Raw genomic sequence first — 20,197 nt, 5'->3', positions numbered from 1 at the left:
TCTTGGCACCGACCACCCTCCGAACGCGAAGCCAGATAACCTTCCGTTTCGTGACGGACCTGACCATCGGCATCGTGGGCGGCGGGCAGCTCGCCCGCATGATGAATGAGGCGGCGACACCGCTGGGCCTGGCCGTGCGGCTGCTGGCCGAGGCGGAGGGCACTTCCGCCGCCCAGGTCGTCCCCGGCGCCCAGGTGGGCGACTACACCGACGCCGCCACCCTGTCCGCCTTCGCGGCCGGCGCCGACGCCGTGACGTTCGACCACGAGCACGTCCCGACCGACCTGCTCCGCACGCTGCGGGACGCCGGCGTGGCCGTCCGCCCCGGCCCCGACGCGCTGGTGTACGCCCAGGACAAGGCCGCCATGCGCGAGCGCCTGACCGCCCTCGGCATCCCCGCGCCGGCCTGGCGGGTCACCCGGACGCCGGAGGAGTTCGTCGCGTTCGGCGACGAGATCGGCTGGCCGCTGATCGCCAAGACCTCCCGCGGTGGCTACGACGGCAAGGGCGTCTGGAAGGTCGACGGCCCCGACGGTGCCGCCGAGCCCTTCGCCGCGCTCGGGTGCGCGCTCGGCCCGACCGAACGGGTGGACGCCGCGGGTGCGGCCGGCCCTTCGAGGCTCGCTCCGCTCGCACCTGAGGGGCCTGGCGAGGGGCCGGAGGTCGTCATCGTGGCCGAGGAGTTCATCCCATTCACCCGCGAGCTGTCGGTCCTGGTGGTGCGCCGTCCGGGCGGGGAGTCGGTGGTGTACCCCGTCAGCGAGACCGTCCAGCGCGACGGGATCTGCCACGAGACCACCACGCCGGCACCCGGCCTCGACGAGGGCTACGCCGCCGAGATCCAGGCCTTCGCCACCCGCATCGCCGACGAGCTGGGCGTGGTCGGCGTCCTCGCGGTGGAGCTCATGGAGCGCCCGGGTGGCGAGATCGTCGTCAACGAACTCGCCATGCGCCCGCACAACACCGGGCACTGGACCATCGAGGGTGCGGTCACCAGCCAGTTCGAGAACCACTTGCGCGCGGTCGCCGACCTCCCGCTCGGCTCGACCGCGCTGACCGCGCCGGTCGTCGTGATGAGCAACGTGCTCGGCGGCGACAACCCCGACCTCGTCGGCTCGCTCGCCACCGTGCTCGCCGACCCGGACGCCCGCGTCCACCTCTACGGCAAGTCCGTCAAGCCCGGCCGCAAGGTCGGGCACGTCACCGTGTGCGGCACCGACGTCGCCACCACGCAGGACGCCGCGCGCCGGGCGTCCGACCACCTGGAAGGCAGGACGCATGGCTGAGCAGCCCCTCGTCGGGATCGTCATGGGCTCCGATTCCGACTGGCCGACCATGGAGGCCGCCGCGCAGGCGTGCGCCGAGTTCGGCGTGCCGTTCGAGGCCGACGTGGTCAGCGCCCACCGCATGCCCGAGGACATGGTCCGCTACGGCCGCGAGGCGCACGCCCGCGGGCTGCGCGTGATCATCGCCGGGGCCGGGGGTGCGGCCCACCTGCCGGGCATGCTCGCCTCGCTGACGCCGCTGCCGGTGATCGGCGTCCCGGTGCCGCTGAAGTACCTCGACGGCATGGACTCCCTGCTCTCGATCGTCCAGATGCCCGCCGGGGTCCCGGTGGCCACGGTCGCCATCGGCAACGCCCGCAACGCCGGCCTGCTGGCCGTCCGCATGCTCGCCGCCGGCGACGAGGCGCTGACGCAGAAGATGCTCGCCTTCCAGGACGACCTCCGCGCGGCCGCGACGGCGAGGGGCGCCGCCATCCGGGGGCGCTGACACGCCGGGCGCCCTGCGTGGCGCGGGCGTCCGGACCCACCACACTGGGAGAAACCTGCTCCTGCTGTCTTCCCCCAGAGGCGAGGTATGTCCGACGCGACCGTGCCCACGGCCCGCCAGCGCAGCGAACGCATCGCGTTCCGCCGTGGCGTGTCGCTGCTGGTGCTGACGTTGCTCGTGCCTGGCTCCGCGCAGGTGATCGCCGGCGGCGTCGGCCTGGGCCGGTTCGCCCTACGGGTCTGGATGTCGGTCGTTGGCGTCGGGATCGCGTTCGCCGCCCTGGTGTTCCTGCGCCGCGACTGGGCCATCGCCCTGTACGCGCACCCCGCCACCCAGTGGTTCGGCTCGGTCGCCGTGCTCGCGCTCGGCGCCGGCTGGGCCCTCCTCATGCTGGACGCTTGGCGGATCTCACGCCCGACCCAGATGGGACGCCGCGGGTGGGGGATGGCCGCCCTGTCGGGCGTGCTCGCGCTCGCGATCGGCTTCGGCTCGGTGCAGGCCTCGACACTGTCGCGCAGCCAGGCCGAACTGTTCGGCGCGGTCTTCGGCGGGGGCGGGGACGCCGCCGCGGTGGATGGGCGCATCAACGTCCTCCTGCTCGGCGTGGACGCCGAACCCGACCGCCCGGGCATCCGCACCGACACGATGATGGTCGCCTCGGTCAGCGTCGACACCGGCCGGACCGTCCTGTTCAGCCTGCCCCGTAACCTGCAGCGGGCACCGTTCCCGTCGTCGTCGCCCCTGCGCAAGCTCTACCCCCAGGGCTTCTGGTGCGAGGACCAGAGCTGCCTGCTCAACGCCGTCCACCACGAAGCCGAGAAGCACCCCGCCCTGTTCACCGGCGTCAAGAACCCCGGCCTGGTGGCCACCCGCGACGTCATCTCCGAGACGCTCGGGCTCAAGCTGAACTACTACGCGATGGTCGACATGCGCGGCTTCCGGTCGCTGGTGGACGCCCTCGGCGGCGTCACGCTCGACATCGCCAAGGCTGTCCCGATCGGCGGCGGCTCGGCCAGGGTCGAGGGCTACATCCAGCCCGGCGAGGAGGTCCACCTGGACGGCTTCCAGGCCCTGTGGTTCGCCCGGTCGCGCCACGGCTCGTCCGACTACGAGCGGATGGTCCGCCAGAAGTGCGTGATCAACGCGCTGGCCAAGCAGGTGACGCCCCTCAACGTCGTCACGCGGTTCACGGAGCTGGCCGCCGCCGGCAGCTCCATGGTGCGCACCGACGTGCCCACCACCCAGCTGGCGCACCTGGCCGAGCTGGCCGACGCTGGACGCCGCCTCCCCATCGCCTCGGTGAGCTTCGCACCGCCGCTGGTCGAACCGGCCAAGCCGGACTTCGGCCTGATCCGGTCGACCGTCAAGGACGCGATCGGCGCCTCGAAGCAGCTCGACCGCGAGGCGGCCGCGAGCCCGAGCGCCGAGCCCGCCCCGACCACGGCGCCGGCGGCCCCCGCGCCCACCCGGGCGCCGTCGGACCAACCCGCGCCGGTGGTCGCGAGCACGGCCCCCGAGACCGGCGCCGGCTTCAAGATGGACAGCCGGGCCGACGACCTCGCTGTGGTCTGCAGCGTGGACTGAGGGGCTGCGGCCGGGCTCAGTCGGCGGTGAGTTCGCCCTCGAGGATGCAGAACAGGTCCGCACCGATGGCGTCGAGCAGGTTGCGGCCCTCGTCGAAGGTGGGCATGCGGGTCATGATCGCCGCCACGTAGTCGCGGCCCTCGCCCACCACGTGGCCCATGGAGTTCACACCCCACAGGTTGTCCATGCTCTTGAACTGCACCCAGCCGTTCTTCATGCTGACGCGGACGCCGCGGCGCTTGTCGTGCCCCACGCCCCACGTCTGGGACGACGAGGTCTTCGACATCAGGTCGAGCAGGTAGAGGCGGTCCTCGTCGGTGACCGCCGGGGTGCCGTGCACCAGCAGGTCGGCGAGCCTGCGCTGGTCGTCTGGGGTGGTGTGCGTCCAGGACCAGAACTCGCTGTCGGCGTGCCCGCGGGTGTTGGGCAGCCTGAGCTCCTGGGCCAGCGCGGTGTAGGCGTCGCGGCCGCCGGCCCACTCCCACAGCTCGTCGGCCGGGTCGTTCTCCGAGTCGATGATGGCCCGCGAGGCGCGCCCGTAGTTCTCGAAGCTCAGCTCCTCGCCCGCGCGGCGTGCCTTGTTGAGGGCGAGCAGGACGATCATCACCTTGGCCATCGAGGCCGAGTTGGTGGCAAAGTCGCCCCGCCAGGAGAACTCCTGGCCGGTGCGCAGGTCCTTGACCGACAGGCCGAGCTTGTCGGTGTTGGTGCCGTAGGTGTCCATCACCGACTGCAGCTGGGCCCGCACGCTGCCCGTCGGGGGTGCCTCGGGCGTCTTCAGCGGTGCCGGCCCGCGGGAACAGCCGGCCAGCACCACGGCGGAGGTCGCGCCGAGCAAGAGGCCGCGGCGGGAGAGGGTCATCGCAGGGTCCTTCCGAGGGCGGGTCGCCTCATGCTACGACCCGCGCCTTCTCCGCGGATGCGGTGCGCGCCGGGTCGCCTTCGGATTCGGTGAACACGACTGACCCGCCGCCCAGGATCGCCCGGGCGAGGAGTTCCGTCGCCTCCCACGCGGTGGTGGGCCGGGCGAGCACCCGGTCGGCGATGGGGTCGAGACCGGCGATGTCACCCACCGTCAGTTCGCGCCCGGGCTCGGCCCACGCCGGCGCGTCCGGGGCCGCCGGGGTCAGGGCCGCGGCGTCCGACTGCGCGAGCGCCTCGCTGCTGTAGTCGGCGACGCCGTCCGGCAGGCCGGCCAGCGCGCGCCCCCACGGGTCGAGCGAGCAGGCGAAGGTCGTGGCCGCCACGGGGGCGGGGTCGGTCGGGCCGACGACGGCCAGGTCCGGGGCGTCCGCCGCAGGAGTCACGGGCAGGCCCGCCTGCCACAGGGCGAACGGCCAGACCAGGCCCATCCAGTGCGCCGGACGCTGCGCCAGCACGGGCAGCGCGACGGTGGTGTCGGCGTCCGCTCCCACCTCATCGAGGAGGTTCACGGTCTTGGCCACCCAGTTGGCGAAGCTGGCCACCGACAGCTCCGTGCGCTCACCGGCCGGCCCGTAGTGGGTCAGCAGCGGGGCGCCGCCGGACGTGCGCACCAGGCGCTCCAACTGGACGCTGACAGGGCGGAGTGGGATCACGGGCCCAGCATAGGTTCGCCAGTAGCATGCGGATCATGCGCTATGTCGTCATCATGGCGGGCGGCTCGGGTACGCGCCTGTGGCCCTTGTCCCGGCGGGGCACCCCCAAGCAGCTCCTCAAGCTCATCGGGGGCACCAGCCTGCTCCGCCTCGCATTCGAGCGCGCGACCCGGGTCGTCCCGGCCGAGCGCGTCCTCGTCGTCACCGGAGCCCCCTACCTGGACGCCGTCCGCGAGGACCTGCCCGAGGTCGCCCCCCAGAACCTGCTCGGCGAGCCCGTCGGTCGCGACTCGCTCAACGCGGTCGCCTGGCCCGCCGCCGTGCTGGCCCGCCGCGACCCGGACGCCGTCATCGCGCAGCTGACGGCCGACCAGCTCATCGAGCCCGTCGACGCCTTCGTCGCCGCCCTGGAGGAGGCCTTCGCCGTCGCCGAGTCCGACGACCGCGCGCTGGTCACCCTCGGCGTGGTGCCCACCAGCCCGCACACGGGGTACGGCTACCTGCACCGCGGCGAGCCGCTGGCGGGCTTCCCCAGCGCGTGCACCGTGCGGGAATTCCGCGAGAAGCCGGACGCCGACACCGCCGGCGCCTACCTCGCCTCGGGGGAGTACTGGTGGAACGCCGGCATGTTCGTGTGGCGCGCCAGCACCTTCCTCGACCAACTCGCCGCGCTCGAGCCGGCCACCCACGCGGCCGTCTCCGAGCTGGCCGCCGAGCCCGACCGGCTGGAGGAGATCTTCCCCACGCTGCGCAAGACCTCGGTCGACTTCGGGATCATGGAGCCCGTCTCCCGGGGGGCGGCCACCGGGAGGGTCGTCGCGGTCGCGCTCCCCATCGACTGGCGTGACGTCGGTGGCTTCGCCAGCCTGGCGGAGGTGCTGACCGCCGACGCCGACGGCAACGTCGTCGACGGCCTGACCGCGCTCACCGACGCCCGCGACAACCTGGTGATCAACACCGTGGACGCCCACGTCGTGGCCGTCTCGGGTACCACCGGCATGGTCGTCGTGCACACCCCCGACGCCACGCTCGTCACCACGCTGGCCGGTGCCGAGTCCGTCAAGTCCGTCGTCGCCGCCGTGGCGGACGCCGCGGGCCCCGACTTCACCTGAAAGGCCCCGTGATGATCGAGAACCTGATGCGCCTGCGCGAACCCGCCGCCTGGATCATGGTCGGCGTGACCGCGGTCAGCATCGTCCTGGCGGTCGTCCGCTTCGTGCTCGCCCTGACCACCGGCGGGGTCTCGTTGTCCGCCGCCGCCCAGGACGTGGCGCTGCAGGCGATGAGCCTCACGCTGCTGCTGGCCCTGGTGGCGCTGGTCATCGCGTGCGTGTTCCACGCGCCGGTCCCGAGCGCCCGCCGCCTCGTCGCCGCGGCCGCCACCGTCGTGACCATCGGCACCGTGCTCACCGTGGTCGCCGCGCTGTTGGGGCTGCCCGCCTCGGCGGGGGCGCTGGCCGTGGTGTTGGAGTTCCTCGGGGTGCTGCTCGACATCGTGCTGAAGGTCGTGGGCATGGTCACCCTGTGGCTCGTCCACCGCGGCCTGACGGCGGGGCGCATCGACGTCGCCGGCCCGGCGCCGGTGGCCGGCGCCGAGGTCGCGCCCGCCGAGCCCGAGGAGTCCCTGCCGGCCCCGACCTGGCGCCCGGACGCCGCGGCCGGCTCGGTCTGGACGTCGGCCAGCGAGGCCGCCAGCGGGGCCCAGCCGACCTCGTACGGCGTCCCGGGGGAGGGGGGTGGCTGGCGTCCGGTGGCCCGGCCCGACCTGGACGGGGGCGAGGACGCGGGCGTTCGCCCGGCCCTGGAGGAGGGCGACGAGGGTCGCGCCTGAGCGGTCCCTGAGTGGGATTTGTCGACAGATATCCTGGATCCGGCTTGACTAACGAGTAATGACAAGGGTGTAATTCCTGTGTCAAGCATCGTCGTCGGCGAGTCGAGGAGGGTCCAGAAGCATGCGCGAGCTCACAATTGTCGCCACGACCGACGAGGGATTGTTGGGGTGGCAGGAGCGCGCCCTGTGCGCCCAGACCGACCCCGAGGCCTTCTTCCCCGAGAAGGGGGGCTCGACGCGTGAGGCCAAGAAGGTGTGCCAGACCTGCGACGTGCGCTCCGAGTGCCTCGAGTATGCGCTGGCCCACGACGAGCGCTTCGGCATCTGGGGCGGCCTGTCCGAGCGCGAGCGCCGCAAGCTCAAGCGCCGCGCCGTCTGACCCATCTCCTCAGGGGCCTCAGTCCCAGTCGTCGTCCTCGCGGTGCCCCTGCGGGTCGATCTCGTCCACGGGGATCGCGGTCGCCTCGCTGAGCTGCTCCACGATCGTCCGGAACACCAGGATGCGCAGGCCCTGCCGCGTCCGCGCCCGCCGCTCCAGGGGGCGCCGGAACACCACGACCTGGCCGTTCACCTCGGGCGTCGCCGACACGGCCGCGGCCAGCGGGACCCGCTCCCGCGTCCAGCCCAGGCCCACCACCGGGACGTCCTCGATGCCGACGTCGATGCCCGCGAGCGCGCGTGGGCAGTGCTCCTGGATCTGCGTGAGCGCGTCGTGGACGCACATCGTGAAGAACTCCGCCTTCGTCTGGCGCGACCGCAGCGGCACGGGGGCGCCGGTGTACGGGTTCGGCCACGCGAGGCGTCCGCGCAGCCCCCGGTTGTGGCGGTCGCGACTCTTCAGCATGGCCGCCACTGTAGCCCCGGCGGGTGTCGCACCAGGGGGCGGACGCGCGGCGCCGGTAGCGTGCTGCGGGTGAAGCAGCGGCAGTGTTCCCGGACGGGGTGCCAGCAGATGGCCGTCGCCACCCTGACGTACGCCTACGCCGACCGCGCCGCCGTGGTCGGCCCGCTGGCCCTGCGCCACGAGCCGGGATCCCACGACCTGTGCCGCGACCACTGCGCCGGCCTGTCGACTCCGCGCGGGTGGGAGCTCATCCGCCTCCCGCTCGAGGAGGGCGGTCCCGCGCACACCCACGACGACCTGCTCGCGCTGGCCGACGCGGTCCGCGAGGTGGGCTTCAGCTGGGGCGAGCCCGGCCCGCCCGCGGCGTCCGAACCGCAGCTCACCCGACGCAAGGGCCACCTCGGCGTCGTGGCCGATCCGGCTGACCGCAGCCGGTAGTCTTTGACGGTGCTCTCACCCACCATCTTCAAGGCCAATGACATCCGGGGCCTGATCGGCGTCCCGCGCGCCGAATGGGACCTGGCCGGCGTCCGCGCCGTCGGAGCCGCGTTCGTGCGCGTCTTCGGCCTGGCCGGCTCCGAGTACGTCATGGGCCGCGACATGCGTGTCACCGGCGCCGAGGTGGCCGAGGCCTTCGCCGCCGGCGCACGCGCCGAGGGTGCCCACGTGGTGGACGCCGGCCTCACCAGCACCGACGCGCTCTGGTACGCGTCGGGAACGCTGGGCCTTCACGGCGTGCAGTTCACCGCCTCGCACAACCCGGCCGCCTACAACGGCGTGAAGTTCTGCCTGCCCGGCGCCGCCCCCGTCCCCGCCGAGGCGCTGGTCGAGCTGCGCGACGTCGCGATGGGGCTGGACGCCGGGGCAGGCGAGGCCCTTCGACAGGCTCAGGGCACCTATCGGACGATCGACGTGCTGACGGGCTACGCCGCCCACCTGCACTCGCTGGTCGACCTGACCGGCCTGCGCCCGCTCAAGGTCGTCGTGGACGCCGGCAACGGCATGGCCGGCCTGACCACCCCCGCGGTGCTGGGCTCGCTCGGCCTCGACCTCGTCGGCCTGTTCCTCGACCTGGACGGCACGTTCCCCAACCACATGCCGAACCCGCTGATCCCCGAGAACCTGCTGGCCGCGCAGGCCGCCGTCCGCGAGCACGGCGCCGACGTGGCGCTGGTCTTCGACGGCGACGCCGACCGCTGCTTCATCATCGACGAGCGCGGCGAGGTCGTCAGCCCGTCCGTCATCACCGCGATGATCGCCGGCCAGGAGCTCGCCCGCGACCCGGGCAGCACCATCGTCATCAACAAGATCACCTCCCGCGCCGTGGCCGAGGTGGTGGACGCCCTCGGCGGCACCCTCGTGGTCAGCCGGGTCGGCCACACCAGCGTCAAGGCGCACATGGCCGAGCACGACGCCATCTTCGGCGGCGAGCACTCGGCCCACTACTACTTCCGCGACTTCTGGGGCGCCGACACCGGCATGCTCGCGGGCCTGCACGTGCTGGCGATGCTGGGCCACGGCGGGGCGTCCATGTCCGAGCTGGCGGCCCGGTTCGCGGGCTGGGAGGCGTCCGGCGAGATCAACTCGACCGTGCCGGCGGTCGAACCGGTGCTCGACCGGGTGCGCGCCGCGTTCGCCGGGCGTGGCACGATCGACGACGAGGACGGGGTCACCATCTCCGGCGACGACTGGTGGGTGAACGTCCGACCGTCCAACACCGAGCCGCTGCTGCGGCTCAACGTCGAGGCGCGTGACGCGGCCACCATGGCCGGACTGCGCGACGAGGCCCTGGCTGTGATCCGAGGAGGAGAACGATGAGTGACCTGGTTCCCGGTGTCCTGGAGTTGCTGGTGTGCCCGGCCTGCCACGGGCAGCTGACCTGGGCGTACGAGGCGTCCGAACTGGTGTGCACCTCGCCCGAGTGCGGGCTGGCGTACCCGGTGCGCGGCGGCATCCCGATCCTCGTGGTGGACGAGGCACGCTCGCCCGAGGCGTCCTGATCGTGGTCGAGTTCGACGACGGACGCCTCGACGACGCGGAGGCGCTCGAGGGCGCCGACCGGTTGCTCCGGCCCCTGGCCGAGGCCGGTGCGCGCCTGAGGCGCGAGGCAGCCGCCGCCGAGCCGGCGATCGCGTCGCTCGCCGGCGAGGAGCGCCCCCGCGCCGTCATCGCCGTCGGCCCCGAGGCCCGGCTGCTGCGCGCCGTCCTGGAGCCGGTGTGCCCCGTCCCGTTCGTCGCCTGGCCGAGCCTCGGCCTGCCCGGCTGGGTGGGCCCCCTCGACCTCGTCGTCGTCCTCGGTGGCGGGCCCCAGGCGCTCACGTGCGTGCACGAGGCCCTGCGCCGCGGCTCGCGCGTGATCGTCACCGCCCCGGAGGACTCCATGCTGGCGCGCCAGTCGGAGTCCCGGGCCACGACGCTGCTGCCGGTCTCCTCCGGCGACCCGCTGCCGGCCGCCATCGTCGCGCTGGCGGCCCTGCACGAAATGGGGCTGGGCGCCCCGATCTCGCCGCCCGCGGTCGCGGACGCCCTCGACGTGGTCGCCGCCGAGTCGGGGCACGCCCTCGACATCGCGTCCAACCCGGCCAAGGCGCTGGCCATCGAGCTGGCCGACTCGCAGCCGGTCATCTGGGGCGGGTCGGTGCTGGCCGCCCGCGCCTCGCGGCGCATCGCCGAGGCCGTGCGCACCGCGTCCGGCCGGGTGGCGTTGGCCGCCGACGCCGCTGAGTTGCTGCCGATCATCGCCGGCAGCCGCCCGCGTGACCCCTTCGCCGACCCGTTCGAGGCGTCGGAAGAGGCCCGCCCGGCACTGGTCATCGTCGACGACGGCTACGGCGACGCGGAGAACGACGAGCAGCGCGACGCCCTGGAGGAGAACGCCCGCGTCATGGACGTCCGCGTCTGCGCGCTGGCCCACACCACCGGGTCCACGATGGAGCGCTACGCCACCGTGCTCGCCAAGGGGCTTTTCGCCGCCGCCTACCTGCAGATCGGCCTGGGCCGGGAGCACCGCCGCTGACCTGACGGTCCGAAGTGGGCCATTGGTTCCGGGGACTGGGCGCTGCGACCAACCGTCCACTTCGGACGGTCATCGCTCGACAGCCACAAGGAACGCATCCCGGACCCTGCCACAATGGCGCCCATGAAGGTTCTCGTCCTCAACGGTGTCAACCTCGGCCGGCTCGGCACGCGCCAGCCGGAGGTGTACGGGGCCACCACGCACGCCCAGCTCGCCGAGCACCTCGTCGAGACGGGGCAGGGCCTGGGGCTCGACGTCGAGGTGCGCCAGACCGACTCCGAGGCCAAGATGGTCGGCTGGCTCCACGAGGCCGCCGCGAACGACTGGGCGGTCGTCATCAACCCGGCCGCGTGGTCGCACTACTCCTACGCGATCGCCGACGCGGTCGTGCAGGTCGAGACGGTGGTCGAGGTGCACATCTCGAACGTGCACGCCCGCGAGGAGTGGCGGCACCGGCTCGTCATCTCGCCGTACGTGCTGGGCACGATCATGGGCCTGGGGCTGGGCGGCTACGACCTGGCGCTGGCCCACCTCGCCTCGCGGCAGTGATCCTCGCCGAGTCCCAGTGGCGGCCGCTCGCGGACGCCCACGCCGTGGCCGTCGACGCGCTCGCGGCCGCCCACCTGGAGCGCCGTCGGCGGGGCGAGAAGCACCCGGTCGAGGACTTCCTGTGGACCTACTACTCCCACCGGCCCGGGCAGCTGCGCCGCTGGCACCCGGGGCCGGGCGTCCGGCTCGAGGGGGCGTCCGAGCGGCTGGCCTGGCGGTACCATCGCGAGGTCGACGGCCTCGTCGAGGTCGACCTCGCCACCTATCTGGCCGAGCGCGGTGACACCGTCGCGTTCGTCCGCCGCCTGCTCGCCGCGACCCGCGAGCGCCCGGCCCAGTGGTCGTGCTTCGGGCTGCACGAGTGGGCGATGGTCTACCGCACCGACGCCACCCGGCACGCATGGCCGTTGCGCCTGGGCGCCGCGGGCACGGACGCGGTGGTCGAGGACCACCAGCTGCGCTGCACCCACTTCGACGCCTTCCGGTTCTTCACCCCGGACGCCGTGGGCCGCAACTCGCTCGCGCCCACCCGCGAGCGGCAGGTCGACCTCGAGCAGCCCGGCTGCCTCCACGCGACGATGGACCTGTACAAGTGGTCGTTCAAGCTCGCCCCGGGCATCCCGACCGCGCTGGTGATGGACGCCTTCTCCCTGGCCCGCGAGGCGCGTGAGCTCGACATGCGCGCGGCGCCCTACGACCTGGCCGCGCTCGGGGTCGAGCCGATCCGGGTCGAGACCGCCGAGGGCAAGGCCACCTACGTCACCGAACAGCGCCGCATCGCCGAGCAGGGTGAGGCCCTGCGCGCCCGCCTCGTCGCGGCCTGTGACCTGCTGCTCGCGGGGGCGGACGCCGTCCGTCGCGCCGGGTGACCGGCGCGGCTGGCCGGCGAAGCAGCCACACGTCCTGCGGCGATCACCCCAGCGGGTAGCCTTACCCCTCGTGGACTACAAGGTTGCCGATCTGACCCTGGCCGACTTCGGGCGCAAGGAGATCACGCTCGCCGAGCACGAGATGCCGGGGCTGATGGCCATGCGCGAGCGCTACGGCGACTCCAAGCCCCTGACCGGCGCCCGCATCGCCGGGAGCCTGCACATGACCGTGCAGACGGCGGTGCTCATCGAGACGCTGGTCGACCTCGGCGCCGAGGTGCGCTGGGCGTCCTGCAACATCTTCTCCACCCAGGACCACGCCGCCGCCGCCATGGTCGTCGGCCGCGACGGCACGCCCGAGGACCCGAGGGGCGTCCCCGTGTTCGCCTGGAAGGGCGAGACGCTCGAAGAGTACTGGTGGTGCACCGAGCAGATCTTGTCCTGGCCGGACGGGCAGCAGCCCAACATGATCCTGGACGACGGCGGGGACGCCACCCTCTACGTCCACAAGGGCGTCGAGTACACCAAGGCCGGCGCGGTGCCGGAGGCCGCCCCCGGCGACTCCACCGAGTGGCAGGTCATCCTGAACACGCTGCGGGCCTCCACGCTCAACTTCGTCGAGCTCGCCAACAGCATCCGCGGCGTCACGGAGGAGACGACCACCGGCGTCCATCGGCTGTACGAGATGGCGCGCGCCCAGGCGCTGCTGTTCCCGGCGATCAACGTCAACGACTCGGTCACCAAGTCCAAGTTCGACAACAAGTACGGCATCCGGCACAGCCTCGTCGACGGCATCAACCGCGGCACCGACGTGCTCATCGGTGGCAAGGTGGCCGTGGTCTGCGGCTACGGCGACGTCGGCAAGGGCGCCGCCGAGGCGCTGGCGGGCCAGGGGGCGCGCGTCGTCGTCACCGAGATCGACCCGATCTGCGCGCTGCAGGCGGCCATGGACGGCTATCAGGTCACCACCTTGGAGGACGTCGTGGGCTCCGCCGACATCGTCATCACGACCACCGGGTGCCGCGACGTGGTCCGGGCCGAGCACATGGCCGCGATGAAGCACAACGCGATCGTCGGCAACATCGGCCACTTCGACAACGAGATCGACATGGCCGGCCTGGAGGCCACCCCGGGTGTCGAGCGCCGCACGATCAAGCCGCAGGTCGACCAGTGGGTCTACCCCGACGGCCACGCCGTGATCGTGCTCAGCGAGGGCCGCCTGCTCAACCTGGGCAACGCGACCGGCCACCCGAGCTTCGTGATGAGCAACAGTTTCACCAACCAGGTGCTGGCCCAGATCGAGCTCTACACCAAGCCCGAGGAATACCCCACGGGCGTGTACGTGCTGCCCAAGCACCTGGACGAGGAGGTCGCGCGCCTCCACCTGGACGCGCTCGGGGTCAACCTGACGACGCTCAGCGAGACGCAGGCCGACTACCTCGGTGTCAGCGTCGAGGGCCCCTACAAGGCGGACAACTACCGGTACTGAGCAGGCTCACGCCAGGTCGAGCACGTAGGCGTTGCCCTCGGGCCGGAAGCCGACCAGCTCGAGGTAGCTGCGGTGCAGCGACGTGTGCGCGTGCGCGACCAGCCGGGTGAAGCCGGCGTCGGTGAACGTGGAGCGGCCCGCGCCGAACAGCCAGCGGGCCCCGAGGCTGTCGCGGTAGGCGGGGCTCACGTAGTCGAGCTTGACCAGCAGTTCCTTGCCGACGGGCTCGCCGATGAGGACGCCCGCGGGCAGGCCGTCGCGGTTGACCAGCCGGACGAACGTGTCGTGCTCGGAGGGGTGGTACTCGGGCTGGCTGTGCGCGATCTCGTCGGCGTTGGCGGCGAGGTAGTCCTTCAGGAACGGCGCCTCGACGTCGATCGGGACGGCCGTGGTCGCCGACCCGGCACCGAACTCCTTGCGCAGGCGCACCGCGTTGGCGATGACGACGATCGAGTTGGTGATCACGACCGGCCACGCACCGATGAGGACGCCGTACAGCGCGAAGATCACCGAGCCGATGAGGGACACCCAGCGCAGCCGGACCAGCGACTTCATCATGAAGGAGACCGCGACCAGCGCGGACGCCACGTACCCGATCAGCTCGACCCAGTTCATCCGCGCGGCACCTCGAAGGCGGCCAGCCGGGCTGCGCCCGGGGCGAGGCCGGACCAGTCGCCGTCGTGGACCAGCACCGCCACCCCCGACGTCGGGAACTTCTCCTCGATCGCGGCGCGGTCCGCGGAGGGCCCCGACAGGGTGAGTATCAGGTCGGACAGCGTCGGCTCGTGGCCCACGACCAGGACCGTGCGGGCGGCGTCCGGTAGTTCACGCAGCAGGCCGGTGACCTCCGGCGTCCACGCGTGGTAGAGGGCGTCGGTGGTGCGGACGTCGGCGCAGGAGACCCCGCCCATCTGCAGCGCCGACCACGTCTGCTGGGCCCGGGTGGCGGGGGAGACCAGCGCCACGTCGAAGGTGAGGCGCGCGAGCTGTTGGCCGGCGACGACCGCGTCCCGGGTGCCGCGCGACGACAGGGGGCGGCCGATGTCGGGGTCGTTCGTCTTCCACGAGCTCTTGCCATGGCGGACGACGACGATCGTCCGGGGCGTCGTCACGACGGGTCGCCGGACCCGTCGCCGGCGCCTCCGCCCTCGTTGCGGAACGTTTCCCAGATCTCCTTGCACTCGGGGCAGACCGGGAAGCGGTCGGGGTTGCGGCTCGGGACCCAGACCTTCCCGCACAGCGCCACGACCGGCGTGCCCATGACCATCGCCTCGGTCAGCTTGTTCTTCGGCACGTAGTGGCTGAAGCGCTCGTGGTCGCCCTCGTCGAGCCGGAACTCGGTGCGCTCATCGAGCACCGTCTGGGAGCCGGGGGCCGGTGTCAGCTGGGTCATGCATTTCATCCTAGGCCGGATGGGTGGTGAAATGGCTCTCCGTGTCTTCAACCACCTCCAGGCGCGGCCTCACCGTCGGCCTGCTGACGTGCGTGACGGCCGTCGCGTTCGAGGGGATGGCCGTCGTCACCGCCATGCCGGCAGCCGCCGCGGACCTGGGTGACCTGCACCTCTACGCCTGGGCGTTCACCGCCGTGATGATCGCCCAGCTCGTCTCGATCGTGGTGTCCGGGCGGGTGGCGGATGCCGTGGGTCCGGTCAAGCCGCTGCTGGCCGGCCTGGTCGTCTTCGCCGTGGGCATCGTCGTCGCCGCGCTCGCGCCCTCGATGCTCGTGCTGCTCATCGGGCGGTTCGTCCAGGGCCTGGGCGGCGGGGCGGTCTCCCTGACGCTCATGGTCGTCACCGCCGTCGCCTACGACCCCGCCGAGCGCGCCAAGGTGATGACGTGGTACTCCGCCTGCTGGATGCTGCCCTCCTTCGTCGGCCCGGCGGTCGCCGCCTGGCTGAGCGAGAACCTGTCGTGGCATTGGGTGTTCTGGGCCGTGCTGCCGTTCGTCGCGGCCGGCGCCGCCCTGATGGCCCCCGGGCTGGCCCACCTCGCCGGCCGTGAGGGGCCGGACGCCGACGCCGCGGCGTCCCCGGTGCCGACGCACGCCGCCGTCCTGGTCGCGGCCGGGATCGCGCTGGTCCAGTTCGCGGGCCAGCGGCTGGAGCCCCTGTCGCTGGTGTGGCTCGCGCTGGGCGTGGGCGCCCTCGTCCTCTGGTTCGGTCGCCTGATGCCGCGCGGGTTCGCACCCGGGGCGTCCGGCCTGCCGGCAGTGGTCGCGGTGCGCCTGCTGGTCTCGGGCACGTTCTTCGGCTCGCAGGCGTTCCTGCCGCTCATGCTGACCACCCGCGGCGTCGCGCTGCAGGTGGCCGGGCTCGTCATCACCGTCGGCTCGGTGGGCTGGATGGTCGGCTCGTGGCTGCAGGCCCGCCCGTGGCTGCGGCTGTCCCGCGACCGGATCATCCTGGTCGGCGCGGGGTGCGTGGCGTCCGGTGTCGCGGTGCTGGCGCTGAGCGCCTGGTTCGGTGGGGCGGGACTGGTCCTGCCCTCGGTGGGCAGCATCCTGGCCGGCATCGGGATGGGTCTGCAGAGTTCGTCCACCGCGCTGGCGACCATGCAGCTGTCGCCCGAGCACGAGATCGGCCGGAACACCTCGTCGCTGCAGGTGGGCGAGACCACCGGCAATGCCCTGTTCGCGGGGGCGGCGGGCACGATCTTCGCCGCCCTGAACCCCCTCGCGCCGGACGCCGTGACCTTCGGCTGGGTGATGACCGCCATGGCGGGGCTCACCGCACTCGGCGTCTGGACCGCCACCCGCATCGGCCACGTGAAGAACCACTCGCTCGCCGTGGCGGAAACGTGACCCTCGTTTCCTCACGGTGCGGGCATCTCGGCGGTTAGAATCTTCACACACGCATTCTCGACGTGGAGATTCTTAGAGGTGGAGGAGGTGGGGCGATGGACGAAGTGGACCGGATCCTCAAGGCATGGGCGCGTGAGACCCCCGACCTCGACGTGTCGCCGCTGCGAGTGCTCTCGCGGGTGAGCCGTCTGGCCCGCTACCTCGACTTCGCCCGCCGCGAGGCCTTCGCCCGGCACAACCTCGACACCTGGGAGTTCGACGTGCTCGCCGCCCTACGCAGGGAGGGGGCGCCGTACGAGTTGTCGCCCGGCCAGCTGATCCAGCAGACGCTGTCCACGTCCGGCACCATGACCAACCGCATCGACCGGCTCGCCGAGCGCGGCCTCGTCGAGCGCCTGCCCGACCCCCGCGACCGCCGGGGCGTCCGGGTGCGCCTGCTGCCCGAGGGACGCGCGCTCGTGGGGGCGGCGCTGGCCGACCTGCTGGCGCGCGAGGAGCAGATCCTCTCCGGGCTGTCGGCGATCGAGCGGACGAACGTGGCCGACCTGCTGCGGCGTCTCGTCGAGCCATTCGAGCCGAACAGCCCCTGACTTTTCTCCGTGTCGTCGCCCTGCCGTAAGGTGCTGCCCATGCCCTCCATCAACCGCGTGCTCGCGGACCTCGCCGCCGCCTTCGGCATCTCCACCGAGTTCTGGGACTGGAAGGGCCGACTCACCGAGGTCTCAGACTCCACGGTGGTCGGAATCCTGGCCGGGATGGGGGTGGACGCCTCCACCGACGAGGCCGCCCACCAAGCGCTCGCCGAGCACGCGCTGCGCTCCTGGCGCCGGGCACTGCCCGCCTGCACGGTCATGCGCGCGGGCAACGAGACCGCAATCGGGGTCCACGTGCCCGCCGGCTCGCCGGCCTCCGTCCACGTGCGCCTGGAGGAGGGCGGACGCCGCGAGGCGTGGCAGGTCGACAACGATGTGCCCGACCGGGACGTCGACGGCCAGTGGACCGGTGAGGCCACCTTCGTGATCCCCGGCGACCTGCCGATCGGCTACCACCGCCTCGTGCTGGAGACCCCGTCCGGCAACCGCGAGGAGACCCTGGTGGTGACGCCGCACTTCCTCGGCTTCCCCGCGGCCATGGGCAACCGTCGCGTGTGGGGCTACGCCACTCAGCTGTACAGCGTCCGTTCGGCGAACTCGTGGGGCCTGGGCGACCTCGTCGACCTGGGCGACCTGGCGACCTGGTCGGGCACGCAGCACTTCGCCGACTACCTACTGGTCAACCCGCTGCACGCGGCCCAGCCGGAACCGCCCCTGGAGCCCTCCCCGTACCTGCCGAGCTCCAGGCGCTACGTGAACCCGCTCTACATCCGCCCCGAGCTGATCCCCGAGTACGCACGCCTGAACGAGAACAAGCGGACGCGGGTCGCCCAGCTCAAGGCCGCCCTCGACAAGGAGTTGGCCGGCTCGGAGCGCATCGAGCGCAACGCCGTGTGGGAGGCCAAGATCGCCGCCCTGCGCGTGATCTACGACGAGGGTCTGTCCGAGGTGCGCATGATGGCCAAGGAGAACTTCGTCCGCGGCGAGGGCCGAACGCTGACGCAATTCGCCACCTGGTGCGTCCTGGTCAGCCGGTTCGGGCTGAACTGGCGCGAGTGGCCGGCTGAGTACCTGCGGCCCAGCTCGCCCGAGGTGGCGGCTTTCGCGGCCCAGTACGCCCGCGAGGTCGACTTCTTCGTCTGGCTGCAGTGGGTGGCCGACGACCAGCTGCGCGAGGCGCAGTCGGCCGCGCGCGCCGCCGGGATGCGGATCGGCATCATGAGCGACCTCGCGGTCGGGGTGAGCCGTTCCAGCGCCGAGGCGTGGGTCCTGGGCGACGCGTTCGCCCAGGGCATCAGCGTCGGCGCCCCGCCCGACCACTACAACCAGCTCGGCCAGGACTGGGGCCAGGCGCCGTGGCGTCCGGACCGCCTGGAGGAGCTGAGCTACGCGCCCTTCCGCGCCATGGTGGCAGGCAACCTGCGCCACTCCGGCGGCCTGCGGGTCGACCACGTGATGGGCCTGTTCCGCCTGTGGTGGATCCCCGAAGGCATGCCCCCGACCGAGGGCGCCTACGTCCGGTACAACCACGAGGCCATGGTCGGCATCCTGCTGCTCGAGGCGCACCGCGCCGGCGCGCTCGTGGTGGGCGAGGACCTCGGCACCGTCGAGCCGTGGGTGCGCGACTACCTGCGCGACCGGGGCATCCTCGGCACGTCCGTGGCGTGGTTCGAGCGGGGCGACGACGGCAACCCGCTGCCGCCCGAGGCGTACCGCGAGTACTGCATGGCGTCGGTCACCACCCACGACATGCCGCCCACGGCGGGCTACCTCGCACTCGACCACATCCGGCTGCAGCACCTCCTGGGCATGCTCACCGAGAGCCTGGACGAGGAGCTCGCCCTGGCCGAGCGCACCTTCGACACCTGGAACCGGGTGCTCACCGAGCGTGGGTTCCTGGCCGAGGGGGAGTCCGACGTCGCCGAGAAGGTGCTCGCCATGCACCGCTGGATCGTCGCCTCACCCGCCCGCGTCCTGTGCGCCGCGCTCACGGACGCCGTGGGTGACCGCAAGACCCAGAACCAGCCCGGCACCGTCGACGAGTACCCCAACTGGCGGGTGCCGCTGTCCGGCCCGGACGGCGAGCCCCTGTCGCTGGAGGAGGTCTTCCGTTCCGAGTGTGCGGCACGCCTGGCTGCGGTCATGAACGACTTCAGCGTGCACGCGATCGGGAGGCGGTGAGATGAGCGGGCAGAAGTCTGTCACCCTGCGTTTCCTGGCGGCGCCGATGGACGCCAACGTCCGCGGCTACGTCGGGGGCGGAAAGATCCTGGAGTGGATCGACAAGGCGGGGTACGCCGCGGCGGCCGCCTGGTCGGGGCACTACTGCGTGACCGGCTACGTCGGGAACATCCACCTGCACCGAGTCGTGAACGTGGGTGACATGGTCGAGGTCGAGGCTCGGGTGGTCTACACCGGCCGCACCTCGCTGCAGGTCGTCTGCACGGTGACCAGCTACAACCCGCGCGACGAGGTGCGCGTCACCAACACGCAGTGCCTTCTGGTGTTCGTCGCGATGGACAGCGACGGCAAGCCCACGCCCGTGCCCCCCTTCGAGCCCGAAGACGACTGGGAGCGCGAGGAGAACGAGCGCGCCCAGATACTCACAGCCGTGCGCCGCGAGGTCGACGACGCCATGGCGCTGCAGGTGTACTCCGACGCCACCGAGACGTGCCGGGAGACGCTGCGCTTCCTGGCGGCGCCGACCGACGTCAACTGGGGCGGCAAGGTGCACGGCGGCTACGTCATGCACTGGATCATGACCGCCGGCAAGCTCATCGCCGAGCGGTACTTCCACGGCCACGCGCGGGCGACCTACGCCGGTGGCTTCCGGTTCTACCGGCCCATGTACATCGGCGACCTCGTCGAGGTGGATGCCCGCCTCATCTACACCGACGGCGCCGAGATGCACGTGTCGGTCTGGGTGCGTTCGGGCGACCCGCGCGGCACCGACCTGCAGACCACCACGCACTGCACGATCGTGTACACCGCCCTCGACGAGGACGACCACGAGGTCACGGTGCGCCCCTGGGTGCCACGCCTGCCCGAGGATCGGGCCCTGGAGCGCCACGCCGTGGACCTCATCGAGATCCGCTCCCGACTGGGCCGCAGCGAGCCGCACGAGCACTAGGGGAGCCACGGGCTGCGCGGCGTGCGACATCCCTGAGTGCTGATCCGTGCCCGCGTGCGACAGATCTGGCTGCGCTCTTCAACGCCCTGGCACACGAGGGGTCAGCCAGATTTGTCGCACGCTCGCGAGGATGCGCACTC

At 72.3% G+C, this 20,197-nt stretch carries 23 protein-coding genes; 17 read left to right on the top strand and 6 right to left on the bottom strand.

Annotated features, from left to right (window positions below; genetic code table 11):
* Window positions 1-35: 35 nt before the first annotated feature.
* The 3 genes from ET989_RS04425 (at window position 36) to ET989_RS04415 (ending at window position 3,357) form a co-directional block, all read left to right on the top strand.
* Window positions 36-1,286 carry a 5-(carboxyamino)imidazole ribonucleotide synthase gene (locus ET989_RS04425; protein ID WP_421958209.1) on the top strand — a complete coding sequence of 417 codons (1,251 nt, stop codon included), beginning with the start codon at window positions 36-38 and terminating at the stop codon, window positions 1,284-1,286.
* Entirely contained in the window at window positions 1,279-1,773 is a 495-nt protein-coding gene (gene purE / locus ET989_RS04420; protein ID WP_131167350.1) for a 5-(carboxyamino)imidazole ribonucleotide mutase, read from the top strand. Before ET989_RS04425 ends, purE begins: the two co-directional genes overlap by 8 nt.
* An 87-nt stretch (window positions 1,774-1,860) precedes the next feature.
* Window positions 1,861-3,357, top strand: a complete 1,497-nt coding sequence (locus ET989_RS04415) for an LCP family protein (RefSeq protein WP_131167349.1) — start codon at window positions 1,861-1,863, stop codon at window positions 3,355-3,357.
* A 16-nt stretch (window positions 3,358-3,373) separates the two neighbouring features.
* Here the strand turns inward: ET989_RS04415 and ET989_RS04410 are convergent, their stop codons facing one another.
* Together ET989_RS04410 and ET989_RS15230 are read right to left on the bottom strand one after the other, a co-directional pair.
* Window positions 3,374-4,219 (bottom strand): serine hydrolase, encoded by an 846-nt coding sequence (locus ET989_RS04410; RefSeq protein WP_131167348.1) that lies wholly within the window; start codon window positions 4,217-4,219, stop codon window positions 3,374-3,376.
* 28 nt (window positions 4,220-4,247) lie between these two features.
* Window positions 4,248-4,934: a TIGR03089 family protein gene (locus ET989_RS15230; protein WP_206662223.1), complete on the bottom strand. Its 687-nt coding sequence runs from the start codon at window positions 4,932-4,934 to the stop codon at window positions 4,248-4,250.
* Window positions 4,935-4,969: 35 nt separating this feature from the next.
* Here ET989_RS15230 and ET989_RS04400 point away from each other — a divergent pair, with 35 nt between their 5' ends.
* From ET989_RS04400 to ET989_RS04390, 3 genes are all read left to right on the top strand, one after another.
* Window positions 4,970-6,046, top strand: a complete 1,077-nt coding sequence (locus tag ET989_RS04400; protein WP_131167347.1) for a mannose-1-phosphate guanylyltransferase — start codon at window positions 4,970-4,972, stop codon at window positions 6,044-6,046.
* Window positions 6,047-6,057: 11 nt separating this feature from the next.
* Window positions 6,058-6,765, top strand: coding sequence for a hypothetical protein (locus tag ET989_RS04395; protein ID WP_131167346.1), 708 nt, complete (start codon window positions 6,058-6,060; stop codon window positions 6,763-6,765).
* 121 nt (window positions 6,766-6,886) lie between these two features.
* Complete coding sequence (locus ET989_RS04390; protein WP_131167345.1) at window positions 6,887-7,144, top strand: WhiB family transcriptional regulator; 258 nt, start codon at window positions 6,887-6,889, stop codon at window positions 7,142-7,144.
* Window positions 7,145-7,162: 18 nt separating this feature from the next.
* Here the strand turns inward: ET989_RS04390 and ET989_RS04385 are convergent, their stop codons facing one another.
* Window positions 7,163-7,609 (bottom strand): metallopeptidase family protein, encoded by a 447-nt coding sequence (locus tag ET989_RS04385; RefSeq protein ID WP_131167344.1) that lies wholly within the window; start codon window positions 7,607-7,609, stop codon window positions 7,163-7,165.
* Window positions 7,610-7,678: 69 nt separating this feature from the next.
* Between ET989_RS04385 and ET989_RS04380 the strand changes: the two genes are divergently transcribed.
* The 7 genes from ET989_RS04380 (at window position 7,679) to ahcY (ending at window position 13,532) form a co-directional block, all read left to right on the top strand.
* A complete protein-coding gene (locus ET989_RS04380; RefSeq protein ID WP_241656208.1) occupies window positions 7,679-8,047 on the top strand; it encodes a DUF3499 domain-containing protein in 369 nt (122 codons plus the stop codon).
* 9 nt (window positions 8,048-8,056) lie between these two features.
* Window positions 8,057-9,427, top strand: a complete 1,371-nt coding sequence (locus ET989_RS04375; RefSeq protein ID WP_131167343.1) for a phosphohexomutase domain-containing protein — start codon at window positions 8,057-8,059, stop codon at window positions 9,425-9,427.
* Window positions 9,424-9,609 carry a Trm112 family protein gene (locus ET989_RS04370; protein ID WP_131167342.1) on the top strand — a complete coding sequence of 62 codons (186 nt, stop codon included), beginning with the start codon at window positions 9,424-9,426 and terminating at the stop codon, window positions 9,607-9,609. Before ET989_RS04375 ends, ET989_RS04370 begins: the two co-directional genes overlap by 4 nt.
* 2 nt (window positions 9,610-9,611) lie before the next feature.
* Window positions 9,612-10,625, top strand: coding sequence for an SIS domain-containing protein (locus tag ET989_RS04365; protein WP_131167341.1), 1,014 nt, complete (start codon window positions 9,612-9,614; stop codon window positions 10,623-10,625).
* Window positions 10,626-10,748: 123 nt separating this feature from the next.
* A complete protein-coding gene (locus ET989_RS04360) occupies window positions 10,749-11,174 on the top strand; it encodes a type II 3-dehydroquinate dehydratase (protein WP_131167340.1) in 426 nt (141 codons plus the stop codon).
* Complete coding sequence (locus ET989_RS04355) at window positions 11,171-12,043, top strand: 3-methyladenine DNA glycosylase (protein WP_131167339.1); 873 nt, start codon at window positions 11,171-11,173, stop codon at window positions 12,041-12,043. The genes ET989_RS04360 and ET989_RS04355 overlap by 4 nt, the downstream gene beginning before the upstream one ends.
* A 70-nt stretch (window positions 12,044-12,113) precedes the next feature.
* Window positions 12,114-13,532, top strand: coding sequence for an adenosylhomocysteinase (ahcY, locus tag ET989_RS04350; RefSeq protein ID WP_131167338.1), 1,419 nt, complete (start codon window positions 12,114-12,116; stop codon window positions 13,530-13,532).
* A gap of 6 nt (window positions 13,533-13,538) precedes the next feature.
* On the opposite strand, the gene ET989_RS04345 is transcribed toward ahcY, so the two are convergent.
* The 3 genes from ET989_RS04345 to ET989_RS04335 are packed head-to-tail and all read right to left on the bottom strand — an operon-like array spanning window position 13,539 to window position 14,925.
* Window positions 13,539-14,147: a PQ-loop repeat-containing protein gene (locus ET989_RS04345; RefSeq protein ID WP_131167337.1), complete on the bottom strand. Its 609-nt coding sequence runs from the start codon at window positions 14,145-14,147 to the stop codon at window positions 13,539-13,541.
* Window positions 14,144-14,644 carry a SixA phosphatase family protein gene (locus tag ET989_RS04340; RefSeq protein WP_165490028.1) on the bottom strand — a complete coding sequence of 167 codons (501 nt, stop codon included), beginning with the start codon at window positions 14,642-14,644 and terminating at the stop codon, window positions 14,144-14,146. Before ET989_RS04340 ends, ET989_RS04345 begins: the two co-directional genes overlap by 4 nt.
* On the bottom strand, window positions 14,641-14,925 hold the full coding sequence (locus tag ET989_RS04335; protein ID WP_131167335.1) for a DUF3039 domain-containing protein: 285 nt from the start codon (window positions 14,923-14,925) through the stop codon (window positions 14,641-14,643). Before ET989_RS04335 ends, ET989_RS04340 begins: the two co-directional genes overlap by 4 nt.
* Before the next feature lie 41 nt (window positions 14,926-14,966).
* Between ET989_RS04335 and ET989_RS04330 the strand changes: the two genes are divergently transcribed.
* The 4 genes from ET989_RS04330 (at window position 14,967) to ET989_RS04315 (ending at window position 20,057) form a co-directional block, all read left to right on the top strand.
* Entirely contained in the window at window positions 14,967-16,334 is a 1,368-nt protein-coding gene (locus tag ET989_RS04330; RefSeq protein WP_131167334.1) for an MFS transporter, read from the top strand.
* A 95-nt stretch (window positions 16,335-16,429) separates the two neighbouring features.
* The gene (locus tag ET989_RS04325) at window positions 16,430-16,924 is read left to right on the top strand and encodes a MarR family winged helix-turn-helix transcriptional regulator (RefSeq protein WP_131167333.1); all 495 of its coding nucleotides are present in this window, start codon (window positions 16,430-16,432) and stop codon (window positions 16,922-16,924) included.
* Window positions 16,925-16,963: 39 nt separating this feature from the next.
* Complete coding sequence (malQ, locus tag ET989_RS04320) at window positions 16,964-19,108, top strand: 4-alpha-glucanotransferase (protein WP_131167332.1); 2,145 nt, start codon at window positions 16,964-16,966, stop codon at window positions 19,106-19,108.
* Between the two features lies 1 nt (window position 19,109).
* A complete protein-coding gene (locus tag ET989_RS04315; protein ID WP_131167331.1) occupies window positions 19,110-20,057 on the top strand; it encodes an acyl-CoA thioesterase in 948 nt (315 codons plus the stop codon).
* Window positions 20,058-20,197 lie beyond the last annotated feature (140 nt).

The sequence above is a fragment of the Propioniciclava sinopodophylli genome (assembly GCF_004324755.1).
GTDB lineage: Bacteria > Actinomycetota > Actinomycetes > Propionibacteriales > Propionibacteriaceae > Propioniciclava > Propioniciclava sinopodophylli.
Note: the sequence above shows the minus strand (reverse complement) of the source record. Positions and strands in the feature narration are given on the sequence as shown.